The sequence below is a fragment of the Loktanella sp. S4079 genome (assembly GCF_000967725.1).
Lineage (GTDB): Bacteria > Pseudomonadota > Alphaproteobacteria > Rhodobacterales > Rhodobacteraceae > Yoonia.
Genome location: NZ_JXYE01000002.1, coordinates 512,578 through 524,795 on the forward strand (window position 1 = coordinate 512,578; position 12,218 = coordinate 524,795).

General features: G+C 56.0%; 11 protein-coding genes. 1 reads left to right on the top strand and 10 read right to left on the bottom strand.

The window, feature by feature from the left end:
* Positions 1-13: 13 nt before the first annotated feature.
* From TW80_RS03690 to TW80_RS03715, 6 genes are read right to left on the bottom strand one after another with little or no spacing between them, the layout of a single operon-like run.
* The gene (locus tag TW80_RS03690) at positions 14-1,189 is read right to left on the bottom strand and encodes a molybdopterin molybdotransferase MoeA (RefSeq protein WP_045995974.1); all 1,176 of its coding nucleotides are present in this window, start codon (positions 1,187-1,189) and stop codon (positions 14-16) included.
* The gene (moaC, locus tag TW80_RS03695; RefSeq protein ID WP_045995975.1) at positions 1,186-1,662 is read right to left on the bottom strand and encodes a cyclic pyranopterin monophosphate synthase MoaC; all 477 of its coding nucleotides are present in this window, start codon (positions 1,660-1,662) and stop codon (positions 1,186-1,188) included. The genes TW80_RS03690 and moaC overlap by 4 nt, the downstream gene beginning before the upstream one ends.
* Entirely contained in the window at positions 1,662-2,471 is an 810-nt protein-coding gene (gene trpC, locus TW80_RS03700; protein ID WP_045995976.1) for an indole-3-glycerol phosphate synthase TrpC, read from the bottom strand. Before trpC ends, moaC begins: the two co-directional genes overlap by 1 nt.
* The gene (locus TW80_RS03705) at positions 2,468-3,109 is read right to left on the bottom strand and encodes a uracil-DNA glycosylase (protein ID WP_045995977.1); all 642 of its coding nucleotides are present in this window, start codon (positions 3,107-3,109) and stop codon (positions 2,468-2,470) included. The genes trpC and TW80_RS03705 overlap by 4 nt, the downstream gene beginning before the upstream one ends.
* A complete protein-coding gene (gene trpD / locus TW80_RS03710; protein ID WP_045995978.1) occupies positions 3,109-4,122 on the bottom strand; it encodes an anthranilate phosphoribosyltransferase in 1,014 nt (337 codons plus the stop codon). The genes TW80_RS03705 and trpD overlap by 1 nt, the downstream gene beginning before the upstream one ends.
* Positions 4,119-4,700 carry an anthranilate synthase component II gene (locus tag TW80_RS03715; RefSeq protein WP_045995979.1) on the bottom strand — a complete coding sequence of 194 codons (582 nt, stop codon included), beginning with the start codon at positions 4,698-4,700 and terminating at the stop codon, positions 4,119-4,121. The genes trpD and TW80_RS03715 overlap by 4 nt, the downstream gene beginning before the upstream one ends.
* A 141-nt stretch (positions 4,701-4,841) precedes the next feature.
* On the opposite strand from TW80_RS03715, the gene TW80_RS17585 reads away from it, so the two are divergent.
* A complete protein-coding gene (locus TW80_RS17585) occupies positions 4,842-6,659 on the top strand; it encodes a divergent polysaccharide deacetylase family protein (RefSeq protein ID WP_052700878.1) in 1,818 nt (605 codons plus the stop codon).
* A 40-nt stretch (positions 6,660-6,699) separates the two neighbouring features.
* Here TW80_RS17585 and trpE read toward each other — a convergent pair whose 3' ends face one another.
* From trpE to gpt, 4 genes are all read right to left on the bottom strand, one after another.
* Positions 6,700-8,208: an anthranilate synthase component I gene (gene trpE, locus TW80_RS03725; RefSeq protein ID WP_045995980.1), complete on the bottom strand. Its 1,509-nt coding sequence runs from the start codon at positions 8,206-8,208 to the stop codon at positions 6,700-6,702.
* A 6-nt stretch (positions 8,209-8,214) separates the two neighbouring features.
* Positions 8,215-10,053 (bottom strand): peptidyl-prolyl cis-trans isomerase, encoded by a 1,839-nt coding sequence (locus TW80_RS03730; RefSeq protein ID WP_045995981.1) that lies wholly within the window; start codon positions 10,051-10,053, stop codon positions 8,215-8,217.
* A gap of 66 nt (positions 10,054-10,119) precedes the next feature.
* A complete protein-coding gene (locus TW80_RS03735) occupies positions 10,120-11,295 on the bottom strand; it encodes an aminotransferase (protein ID WP_045995982.1) in 1,176 nt (391 codons plus the stop codon).
* Between the two features lie 79 nt (positions 11,296-11,374).
* The gene (gene gpt / locus TW80_RS03740; protein WP_045995983.1) at positions 11,375-11,881 is read right to left on the bottom strand and encodes a xanthine phosphoribosyltransferase; all 507 of its coding nucleotides are present in this window, start codon (positions 11,879-11,881) and stop codon (positions 11,375-11,377) included.
* Between the last annotated feature and the right edge of the window lie 337 nt (positions 11,882-12,218).

Here is a 12,218-nt window from a genome sequence, read left to right on the forward strand (position 1 = left end):
TTGTGTTGGGAAATCAGTTGAGATGGATGATTTTGATCTCGTCCCCGATTTTGCGCGCAGGATCATGTGGCGGACGCACCGCGAGGCAATTGGCATCCGCCAAAACAGAAAGCAGTGCACTATCCTGACGCTCAAACACGGTGACATGGTGACCCGTGACTCGCGCGCGCATGTAATGTTCGCGTGGGCCATTCGCGCCGAGCGGGTTCGTGAGCTGGGCAGTATGGGTTGGGGCAGGGTGCGCGCCAAGTCCGAGCATATAATGGATCACAGGACCCAAAAAGATATGCGCGCAAACCATTGCAGAGACCGGATTGCCGGGCAGACCTATCATGGCCGCTTGGCCGAGCCGCCCTGCCATAAGCGGCTTACCAGGTCGCATTGCGATTTTGTAGAACGCGCGGTCTAGACCTTGGCTCTGTGCAACTTCGCCGACGATATCATGATCCCCAACAGACGCGCCGCCTATTGTCACAATCAGATCAGCGTCCGACGCGAGATCAAGCGCCAATTCGAGCGAGGGTGCGTTGTCTTTGGCGATTGGTAAGAGGCGCGCTGTGGCACCAAAGTTTTCGACCAGCGCCGCAATGCCGTAGCTATTTGAGGCGATGATTTGATCAGCACGCGGTGTTTCGCCGGGTTGAACCAATTCATCGCCTGTTGCGATGATGGCCACGACGGGCTTGCGTGTAACGTGAATCGTGGCAGCGTTCATTGCAGCCATCAGCGCTGTATCGGCGGGCGAAATCAGGCGTGGTGCGGTAATACGTGAACCCGCCGTGAAATCTGCGCCGGCCGCACGGACATAGGCGGATTGCTCTAACGTTTCGTTGAGGGTGATTTCATCGCCCGTAGCGACGACATCTTCTTGGATGACGACCCAATCGGTGCCCGTCGGCATGGGCGCACCGGTGAATATACGTACAGCCTCGCCTGGGGTGACGGCACCTGCAAAGGCATGGCCAGCGGCGGCTTCTCCTATGATGCGAAGTTTAGCACCAGGGAGAGCATCGGCACGTGAAATCGCATATCCATCCATCGCCGAAGCAGCAAAAGGCGGCTGATCACGAAGGGCCACAACGTCAGCGGCCAGCACGCGACCATGTGCTGATCGCAGCGCTACTTGTTCCGACGGCAGCGGATCTACCAGCGCAAAAAGATGATCAAGCGCTTCGGCGACAGAAATCATGTGTTTTCAAAGCGGCCGGATTTTCCGCCATCCTTTAGCGCGACACGAATACCGCCAATTTCCATATCTTTCTGCACGGCCTTCACCATGTCGTAGATTGTCAGAGTGGCTGTGCTCACTGCGGTTAGGGCCTCCATCTCCACACCTGTTTTCCCAGTCGTTTTGACCGTAGCACGGACGTACACGCCGGGAAGGGCTGTATCAGGTGTGAAATCTACGGCGACCTTGCTGATCGGTAATGGGTGACACAGCGGGATGAGGTCAGCGGTCTTCTTGGCGCCAGTGATCGCAGCAATGCGCGCAATCCCCAAAACGTCACCCTTGTCTGCGCGGCCTTCGACAATCAACGATAATGTCTCTGGTGACATTTTGATGTGACCTTCGGCAACGGCGATGCGCGCCGTGTCCGGTTTGTCAGAGACATCGACCATATGGGCCTTGCCGTCACTATCAAAATGGCTCAGGCTAGTCATTACATGCCCCCAGTCGCTGCCGGATTGGCAAGCAGGGTGCGGGTCGCTGCGGTCACGTCATCTTGGCGCATCAGGCTTTCACCAATCAAGAATGTCCGCGCACCATACCGCGCCATATCTGCAAGCTCTTCAGGCGTATTCAGCCCGCTTTCACAAACGATTGTGCGATCAGCGGGGACAAGTTTGGATAGCGTGCGCGTCGTGTCGAGCGTGGTTTCAAAGGTCTTGAGATTGCGGTTATTGATGCCCATTAACGGCGACTTCAATAGGCTTGCGCGTTCCAACTCTTGTGCATCATGCACCTCTAGCAGCACATCCATACCCCACTCAAAGGCAGCCGCCTCGAGCTCTTGGGCCTGTGCGTCACTGACGGATGCCAGAATGATCAAGATACAATCCGCATGAAGCGCACGTGCTTCGGCCACTTGATATGTATCATACATGAAATCTTTGCGCAGGGCGGGTAGGTCAACTGCGCTGCGGGCAGCGGTCAAATAGCTGTCGTCGCCCTGAAATGATGGACCATCAGTAAGGACAGAAAGGCAGGTCGCGCCACCGTCCGCGTAAGCTTTGGCAAGCTCTGGCGGGTTAAAGTCTGGTCTGATCAGACCTTTGGATGGGCTCGCCTTTTTGATTTCAGCGATCAGCCCGTAGCCCTCGCGCGAGGCTTCTTGCAGACGCGCAGCAAACCCACGGGTCGGCGGGGCGTCTTTCGCGCGTGCCTCGATCTCTGAGAGAGGATGCGCAGCTTTGCATGCGGCCACATGTTCTAACTTGTAGGTTTTGATTTTCTCGAGAATGTCAGTCATGGGTCCGCCCAGTTTATTGGCTCTTGGCCTTGATCAATAAGCCACTGGTTGGTCTTTGAAAATGGGCGAGAGCCGAAAAAACCGCGATGGCAGGACAAGGGTGATGGATGCGCCGAGGTCAGCACGAGATGATCGTCGGCAATATATCTAGCGTAGGTCTGTGCGGGACCGCCCCACAGGATAAAGGCACGTGGGCGGTCGCCCAGATGCTTCAAAACCTGTGCAACAAGTTTCGACCACCCGATTTTCGCGTGGCATTTGGGTTTACCCGGTAAAACGGTCAACGCGGTATTCAACAACAACACGCCCTGATCGGCCCAGTCTTCTAGTCCGGTTTTGCTGCGCGTCACGCCTAGATCGCTTTGAATTTCCTTAAAGATATTGCCCAAACTATCAAGCCGCCCGCCAAAACTGTCCGGGATCGAAAACGCAAGGCCATCTGCCTTGCCCGGCGTGTGATAGGGGTCTTGGCCGATGATCACGACACGGGTGTCCTGTGGTTGGCAGCGCTGTAACGCTGCAAAGGTCAGGGCAGGCGGCGGTAGAATGCGGTCATCAAGATGCGCAGTGATCGCAGGCAAATCCTGATCAAAAAATGACAGTTCCGCCCAATCACCAATCGCGCTGAGGTCGAACATCAGCTTTTGCTAATCCGGGCCAAAGTTTCAACGGCCTGCTTTGCCTTTCCTGCGTCGATGCTTGCGCGGGCGATTTCGACGCCCTCAGGCAGGCTCGTCGCCTTGTCCGCAACAACAAGCGCCGCAGCGGCATTAAACAAGACCGCGTCGCGGTAAGCACCGGTTTCACCGTCAAGCAGCGCGCGCAACGCGTTGGCGTTTTCCTCAGGCGTTCCGCCGATCAAATCCGCGAAGTTGTGAACGGGCAGGCCAGCATCCTCTGGGTGGATTTCGCGGGATGATATTTTGCCATTCTCAAGTGCGGCGACAGCGGTGGGTCCGCAAATTGTGATCTCATCCGTGCCATCACTGCCGTGAACTAACCACGCCTTTTCCGAGCCAAGCTGTTGCAGGGTTTCCGCCATGGGATGGATCAAATCTACGGCGAATGCACCCGTTAGCTGACGTTTAACCCCAGCAGGATTTGTTAATGGTCCCAGAATGTTAAAGATCGTTTTGCATCCAAGTTCCAGGCGCACGGGGCCAACATGTTTCATCGCAGGATGATGCATCGGGGCCATCATAAAGCCAATGCCAGCCTCGGCCAATGCGCGTTCGACGATATCCGCGCCAACCATCACGTCAATCCCAAGCGCGCCTTGAACATCTGCAGTGCCTGATTTTGACGATAGGTTTCTGTTTCCGTGCTTTGCCACCGGAACGCCAGCGCCTGCGACAACAAATGCGGTCGCGGTCGATATGTTCAGCGTATGTTTGCCGTCGCCACCCGTGCCGACGATGTCCATTGCACCTTCGGGTGCCTTTACCGGCACGCAATGGGCGCGCATTACAGCGGCTGCTGCTGCATATTCGGCCACAGATTCACCACGTGTGCGCAGCGCCATCAGAAATCCACCAACCTGAGCGGGCGAGGCATTCCCTTCAAAAAGATAGCCAAATGCTTCTTCGGCTTGTGATCGCGAAAGCGGACCTTCGGAGGCTGCGTAGATCAGGGGCTTCATAGCGTCGTTCATGCCGGCACCTTTGCAACATCAAGAAAGGTGTTCAGCAACTTATGACCATGTTCGGATTTGATGCTTTCGGGGTGAAATTGTACACCGTGAATTGGCAAGGTCTTGTGCTGAAGCCCCATGATTGTGCCGTCTTCGAGTTCGGCTGTGACCTCCAAACAATCGGGCAGGGTTTCACGCTCGACGATCAGTGAGTGATAGCGGGTGGCCTCAAAGGGGGTGGGCAAATCTGCAAAGACGCCTTTGCCAGTGTGGTGCATTGCGCCCATCTTGCCGTGAACGATCTCATGGCAGCGGATTACCTTGCCACCAAATGCCTCGCCGATGGACTGGTGGCCAAGGCATACCCCCATCAGCGGGATTTCAGCCTCGGCCGCGGCATGAACGAGCGGCAAACAAATGCCGGCCTGTGCAGGGTCGCAAGGGCCGGGAGAAAGCAAAATTGCATCGGGACGCATGCCCATGGCCTGTTGAACATCCAAGGCGTCATTGCGGCGAACCACGACGTCAGCGCCCAGTTCACCAAGGTAGTGAACCAGATTGTAGGTGAAGCTATCGTAGTTATCTATCAGCAAAAGCATGACAAAATCCCCTGCAGGTCGAATTAGGGCTACCGTCTCCCCCATGGCTGACGGTATAATCATGCCATACATGGGCCGGGACGCGGGGCAGCGTCAAGATCGAACGGCTGGAATACATACGACTTAAGGGGCGAATTTTTTATGCGGAGTAGTGTGTCAGGGGGTGTTTGGGCGCTTGTTCTTGGTGGGGCAGGACTGGGTGTCGCGTCTTTGATTGGGGAACAACCAGCCGGAAATGAACCCCCGCAGACACCGCTGATCGCGGCTCCTGAGGTGGCGCAAACCGCCGAAGTCGAGAGCGATCCCGGTGAATTGGCACCGCCAGCAGACCGTGACTTTGCCGTGAGCGCGCCGCGCGTCTCTGCGGCAGAGGCTGAAATCGCAGAGCCACCAGCAGATACTGATCCGCCTGCGGCACCTGAGACAACAGAGGTCGAGGCCGAGCTGAACACGCCTGTTGAAATAGACGAATCAGAGGTTGTGACCTCACTCGAAGCACCTGCATTGCCCGCGACAGAGGCCGCTCCGCTGACGGTTCCGACCACAAATGACACCTCTGTTATGACGCCGCAGCCTCCTGCGCCGATTGTCGAGGCAGATCAAGCCGAAGCACCGAGTGTTACTGAAATCGCCGAGGATGTCGCGAATTTTGAGACACCGTTGCCAACTGATGATGCGTCTGAGGTCGTTGAAGCTGAGGTTGAAACCGTGCTCCAGCCCGGCGTGAGCGATGACGGGACATTGGTTTGGATTGATCCAGAGACCCAAACTGAGGTTGAGGCGCTCCCTGCCGAAGTTGAGCCGAGCGTTGTTGAGACAACAGAAAATAAGATGATGGTGCCAGATTTTGGTAATTTTGATGATCCCCAGCCATCACAAGACGCACCTTATATCGTTGAGGGTGGACCAAGCGATTTGGTTCCGCCGTCAATCAGTGAACCCTCTTCTGAGGGGGTGGCAATGTTGCCACCGATTGTTGTTCCTGAACCGAGTGTAGCGCCTGAGGCGGGTGTGTCAGAACAAGCGTCAGATCAACCATCGGGTGGTAGCGGGGCAGTGGCTGCGCCAAATGTGCAACCCTCCGATGCGGCGCCAGAAACATCCGAGAGCGAAACGGCTGAAACTGCCGAAGCTACCGAAGAGACCACAACTGCCCAAGCCGAAGAACCAGTGGCCGCTGCGCCTGAGTATGGGAAGCGTATCCGAGTGAATCGCCCATCTGCCGCAACAACAGAAGGGGGCGAAGAGGCTGGCTCTGCACCTCTAGCCATTGGGCGGACAGATCCAACTGCGCTCGGGCGCTATGCGACCGCCTTTGAAAATCCGCGCGGGCTGCCGATGATTTCGGTGATGCTGTTGGATGATGGTTCAAACGGGGTGATGGCATCAGAATTATCTGCAATGCCCGTTCCGGTGACTGTGGTTTTGAATGCGCTTGATCCGAATGCCGCCGACTATATGGGGGCCTATCGCGCCTATGGGATCGAAGTCATCATGCAGGCTTCGCTGCCGGAAGGGGCCGTTCCGACAGATGTCGAGGTCGCGTTCGAAGCAGGGTTCCGCAGCTTACCAGAGGCCATTGCGCTCTATTCTGATGGGACAGGCGTCTTGCAAAGTAACCGTGCTGCGATTGATCAAGCGATGCAGATTCTTTCTGAGGACGGTCGTGGGCTTGTGACCGTGCAGCGTGGTCTCGGCGGCGCATTACGCGCAGCAGAGGCGGCAGAGGTGCCCGCAGTCACGATTTTGCGCGAACTTGACGCGAAAGGCGAAGACCAGCCTGCAATTGAACGGGCACTTGATCAGTCTGCGCTACGTGCGCGCCAGATGGGGAGCGCTGTGCTGTTTGGACAAGTGCGGGCTGAGACGATCTCTGCGCTTACCAATTGGGCGCTATCGGTGGATCAGGAACAAATGGTTTTGGCACCTGTTTCAGCCGTACTAAAGAGCATGAAATAAGAAAAAGGGTGGATTAAAATCCACCCTACGTTTCGCTTACTTAGTTGCCGCCACTGGGGAACATTGTCGCGTCTGACGCGGCTTTGCGGATCGCGTTCGATTTGTGAACGGTTTCTTGATACTCGGCCTCTGGATCACTGTCGTGTACGACGCCGCCGCCAGCTTGGATGTAGAGGTTTTCGTCTTTTACCACCGCTGTCCGTAGGGCGATGCACATATCCATGTCGCCATTCGCACTAAAGTAGCCACAGCCGCCGCCATAGACACCACGCTTTTCTGGTTCCAGCTCATCAATGATTTCCATGGCGCGAACTTTGGGTGCGCCAGACACTGTCCCCGCAGGCATACCAGCAAAGAATGCTGAAAGCGCATCCTGATCATCAGCCAGCTCGCCAACGACGTTGGACACAATGTGCATCACGTGGCTGTAGCGTTCAATAATGAATTCTTCGGTCGGGCGCACCGTACCAATTTTGCTGACTTTGCCGGTATCGTTGCGGCCCAAGTCCAAGAGCATAAGGTGCTCGGCCAGTTCTTTTTCGTCGGCCAGCAATTCTGCCTCGTTCGCCTTATCTTGCGCAGGGGTTGCACCGCGAGGGCGGGTGCCAGCGATAGGGCGAATTGTGACCTCTTTGCCAAAGACCCGCACCAAGATTTCCGGGCTTGCCCCGATGACTTGGAAGCCGCCAAAGTTAAAGAAGAACATGAATGGTGATGGGTTTGTCCGACGCAGACTGCGATAGAGCGCAAAGGGCGGTTCGCGGAACTCTTGGGTCCAGCGCTGGGATGGGACGACCTGAAAGATATCCCCGGCGCGGATATATTCCTTGGCCTTTTCCACGGCTTCCAAATAACCACTATGGGTAAAGTTCGAAACCGGCGGGTTTACTGGCGTCGGATCAGAGAGCGCGCGACCGTCACCGGGTGTGGGACGTTCAAGTGCACGCTGTGCGTCCATAACGCGCTCTGCCGCTTGGGCGTAGGCTGCGCGCGCGTCAATGCCATCGCGGACATAGGCGGGTGCCACCAGAATCACGTCGCCCTTAACCCCATCAAGAACGGCCACCACCGAAGGACGCAACATCATTGCATCGGGCAATCCCAGTGGATCGGGGTTGATATCGGGGAGATGTTCGACCAAGCGGATCATGTCATATCCCAGATAACCAAACAGCCCGGCAGAAGCCGCAGGCAGATCAGCAGGCAGATCAATGCGCGATTCCGCGAGCACAGAGCGCAAGGCTGTTAGCGGATCGTCATCAAGATCGACAAAATCGTCATCGCTAAAGCGGGCGTTGCGATTAACGCGCGAGGTTGTCCCGCGACACTCCCAAATGAGGTCAGGGTTCATCCCGATGATGGAGTAGCGCCCGCGCACTTCGCCGCCTGTGACGCTTTCAAGCATAAAGGCGTTTTTGCCAGCGCCCGATAGCTTGAGCATCAATGAAACAGGGGTGTCCAGATCGGCGGCAATGCGCGTGTACACAACTTGGTTCTCGCCAGCGTCATAGCCGCGGGCGAAAGCATCATACTGAGGAAGGAGTGACATATTAACCTATTGGAACTGGGCGTTGACCGCGTTCACGGTGGCCTGATTGATGTTCACGTCTGTTTCTTGCTGAAGCGCGGCTGAGTAGGCTTGGTAAATGTCCTGCGCAATCGCCGTCGTGGCATTTCCGGCCAGCGCTTCAATGCGGCTCGCGGTGAGTTCATCAGATTCATCTGGACCCGCGATTGCATCAAGACGAACGATTACGGCGCGGTCACCTGCGTCCAATACAGCCACATCACCCACAGCCATTTTGAATAGCTCTTCATTGAATACAGGCGGTGTGCCCTCGATGAAGTCGGTACGTGTCATGTTTTCTTCGGTATTGGCGATCAGCCCAAGCGTTTCAAAGTCTTCTGCGCTTTGGATATCGGCGGATAGTTCCGTGGCGCGTGCCATTACAGCGTCTTGGCGGGCTTGGACTTGCCACGCTTCAGCGGCGGCATCGCGGACCTCATCCAATGGGCGCACAGCAGGGGGCGTGATGCCATCAAGGCGCAGCGCAAAAATACCACCGTCTGCAAGGTCGATTACCTCGGCAAAGGCACCTTCTTCGACACGGGCAGCGGCATCGCGGAAATCGTCGTAAGCTGCGATTCCCTCGGCGATTTGATCGGTCCAATTGATGGTGCCAAGTTCCAGGTTCGTGCGGTCAGCCAAATCTTCGAGCGTCGCACCGCCAGCAATCAAATCGAGAATACCGTCCGTACTATCCGAGATCACCTCGCGTGCGGCATCCGCGGCAAGTTCATCGCGCAATTCTGCTGATGCTTCTTCAAGTGGCGTTTCTTGCGCCGCCAAGACAGCGTTCATCCGGAATAGCGCAGGGCCGAGCGGCGAATTGAACGGGCCAACAACGTCACCGGGCGCGGCCTCAAAGACGGCAGTTCCTGCGGCACGCAGTTCCTCTTGGTCAACGTCACCCATATCAACGTCGTTAAGTGACAGACCGCGTTCAGTCACCAGATCTTCAAATGTGGCTTCACCGGCGTCGACACGTGCGCGCGCGTCCTCGGCTTTTTGTGCATCAAGATAGACAAGGCGTTCAACTAAGCGACGCTCTGGCTGGACGAAATCAGCGATACGGTCTTGGTATAGCTGTTCAATCGCGGTTTCCGGCACATCCATTTCATCTTGGATCATGTCGGGCGCAAGCCAGACATAGGTAATGTCACGGGTTTCCGGCAGCGTGAAATCTTCGGGGTGTTCGTCGTAATAGGATTGAATATCCGCATCCGTCGCACCTGGCGTTGGCGCGTCAAGCGCCTCTGCATCAATCGCGGCCCAGGTCGCGCTGCGGCGTTCCGCAATATAGGCGATCATTGTGTCGCCAAACACATCCTGCTGGGGCACACCGCCGACGACAGCGCCTTGCAGCAATGTGCGCGCCATTTCTTCGCGAAGCGATGTTTCAAAGGCGCCTTCATTTTGGCCCGATTGCTGGAGAGCTAGGCGATAGCTGTCGGCGTTAAAACCGTTGCGGCCCTGAAATTCTGGGATCGATTTGAGTTGATCAAAAACGCGCTGGTCTCCGACAGAAAGACCAAGGTTCGCTGCCTCATTGTCGAGAGTGCGGTTTTGGACAACAGCCTGAAGCGCCTGACGGTCGAGCCCCAAAGAAATCGCCTGTTGAAAGGTGATTTGCGTATTGAACTGGCGCGACATGTTTTGGATTTGCGCGTTGAGCTGGCGCTGGTAATCCGTGATCGGTACATCTTTGTCTCCAACGGTCCCAAGGCTTCGCATACTGCTGGTAAAGCCGCTGGACCCAAATCCAGCCATGCCAACAAGAACAACCCCGACAATGACCAATGGGCCGTACCGATTTTTCTTTTTCTCTGCCATAAACTTCGTGCGCTCCGCCCTAATTGGTGGGCCATGAATACGGCCCTGCGCCCAAGGGTGCAAGGGTCAGTAGGGCAGGTTGGCGAGCCGATCAAAGAGCGTTTCGATTCCGTCGCGGTCGATGTTCGCAAAAGCGATCCGGAATTGGGTTTCGCCGCCCGCCACATCATTTGGCATAAACATCGTACCCGGAAGCAGGAGAACACCTGCGTCTGCAACGATTCTCGGCGCGAGATCAGCCGAAGACTGCGCAAACGGATGGGTCACATAGGCAAAATACGCGCCGCATCCCAGTAGCTTCCAACCCTTTGATTCGAGTTTGTGAAAATGTTCTGAAATGGCCGTGCGGCGATTCAAAATTTCTAAACGTTCACCCGCAAGCCATGTATCAAGGTTCTGCATCCCCCAAAGCGCGGCACGCTGACCAAGCTGGTTTGGACAAATGGTGACGGTGTCCAAGAATTTTTCAACTTCGGCCAGACGTGACGGGCTCGCCACGATTGCGCCAACGCGATGCCCAGTCAGGCGGTAAGCCTTTGAAAAAGAATAGAGCTGGATCAGCGTGTCATCCCAATTTGGGTCTTGAAACAGATTGTGGGGCGCACCGGTGCGGCTATCAAAATCGCGGTAGGTCTCATCAACGATTAGCGCAATGCCGTGTTTGCGCGCCAATGTCATAAAGTCTTGCAAGACCTGCGCGGGGTACTCTGCCCCGCAAGGGTTATTCGGAGTGACCAAGGCGATTGCGCGGGTGCGCGGCCCGATCAGTTTGGCGGCGTCTGTCGCATCGGGAATCATCCCATCGCGGGTTTGCAGCGCTACGGTTTTGACACCAGACATATCCAACCACATCCGGTGGTTAAAATAATAAGGGACCGGGATGATGACCTCGTCACCCTCATTGCAGAGCGTTGCAATCGTTGCGGCGAATGCTTGGTTGCAGCCCGAAGTGATCGCAGTTTGTCGATCAGTGATGGTGCCGCCATATGCTTTGCTCCATCGCGTTGCGATTTCATTGCGCAGGCCTGGTAGCCCGAGGACAGGACCGTAAAGATGGGCCTCTGGATCATCGAGAACAATTTGCGCCATCGCTTCGCGAAGTGGTGGCGGAGGCGGGTCAACGGGGGCTGCTTGGCTCACGTTTAGCAGCGGGCGATCTGCGGGATGTTCCACGCCTTCGAGCCAACGGCGCGCCTCCATCACGGGTGGGGCAAATGTCGTGGCGGTGCGTGAAATCGTCATGATCTAATCCGATAATATGGCCAAACCGCACGACAATTCAGATCGCCGCGCGGTTTGATATACTGCCATCAGTAATGCGTTAGTCCTTGCCGCGATAGGGCTCAACATACTGAAGTGCCATATCCCAAGGGAAAAAGATCCAAGTATCTTGGCTGACTTCGGTGATAAATGTGTCGACCTGCGGGCGTCCTTTAGGTTTAGCGTAGACTGTCGCGAATTGCGCGTTCGGATAGAGCTTGCGCACCAGTTCGAGTGTTTTGCCGCTGTCCACCAGATCATCAACGATCAAAATGCCAGTCCCGTCGCCCATCAGCTCGGCATCAGGGGCCTTTAGCACTTTGGCTTCGGAGCGCTCTTGGTGATCATAGCTTTTTACGCTGATCGTATCGACGGTCCGGATGTCCAGTTCGCGGGCGACGATCATCGCAGGTGCCATGCCACCGCGTGTAATGGCCACGACAGCACGCCACGCCCCGTCATCTGGCCCTTGCCCGTCTAGCCGCCACGCAAGCGCGCGACTGTCGCGGTGAATTTGATCCCAGCTAATGTGGAACCCTTTTTCATGAGGCAGGCGGGTATCGGTCATGGCATATTCCTTGTGGCAGCGATCACGTGGCGGTTACCTTAGCACCAATTAGCGCAAGAGTTGCACCAAACACGCGATCAATCAGAGTTGATAGGCTTATGTAGCCTTAGCGTGTCCTTTCAAGTGAAAAAATGCGCGCCGCCATGCTATTCCGCGCAGTTTCTTAGAAAAACACCGCCAATAGTCTTGCTGTATATAAAGAGAAAGATGTGCCGTGCGGTACGATGCCCAGCCAGATCACACGATACAGAATGGAAATCGTGGGATCAGCGAGACGAGTCGCAAGTTATGGATGGCATCGCGCGCTGGGGTATTAGCGCGAAAGAGAATCAATAGG

Coding starts and splice junctions, on each gene's coding strand:
- trpC (WP_045995976.1), bottom strand. CDS start 2,471: ATGACTGACATTCTCGAGAAAATCAAAACCTACAAGTTAGAACATGTG.
- trpE (WP_045995980.1), bottom strand. CDS start 8,208: ATGTCACTCCTTCCTCAGTATGATGCTTTCGCCCGCGGCTATGACGCT.
- gpt (WP_045995983.1), bottom strand. CDS start 11,881: ATGACCGATACCCGCCTGCCTCATGAAAAAGGGTTCCACATTAGCTGG.
- TW80_RS03705 (WP_045995977.1), bottom strand. CDS start 3,109: ATGTTCGACCTCAGCGCGATTGGTGATTGGGCGGAACTGTCATTTTTT.
- TW80_RS03730 (WP_045995981.1), bottom strand. CDS start 10,053: ATGGCAGAGAAAAAGAAAAATCGGTACGGCCCATTGGTCATTGTCGGG.
- trpD (WP_045995978.1), bottom strand. CDS start 4,122: ATGAACGACGCTATGAAGCCCCTGATCTACGCAGCCTCCGAAGGTCCG.
- moaC (WP_045995975.1), bottom strand. CDS start 1,662: ATGACTAGCCTGAGCCATTTTGATAGTGACGGCAAGGCCCATATGGTC.
- TW80_RS03735 (WP_045995982.1), bottom strand. CDS start 11,295: ATGACGATTTCACGCACCGCCACGACATTTGCCCCACCCGTGATGGAG.
- TW80_RS17585 (WP_052700878.1), top strand. CDS start 4,842: ATGCGGAGTAGTGTGTCAGGGGGTGTTTGGGCGCTTGTTCTTGGTGGG.
- TW80_RS03690 (WP_045995974.1), bottom strand. CDS start 1,189: ATGATTTCTGTCGCCGAAGCGCTTGATCATCTTTTTGCGCTGGTAGAT.
- TW80_RS03715 (WP_045995979.1), bottom strand. CDS start 4,700: ATGCTTTTGCTGATAGATAACTACGATAGCTTCACCTACAATCTGGTT.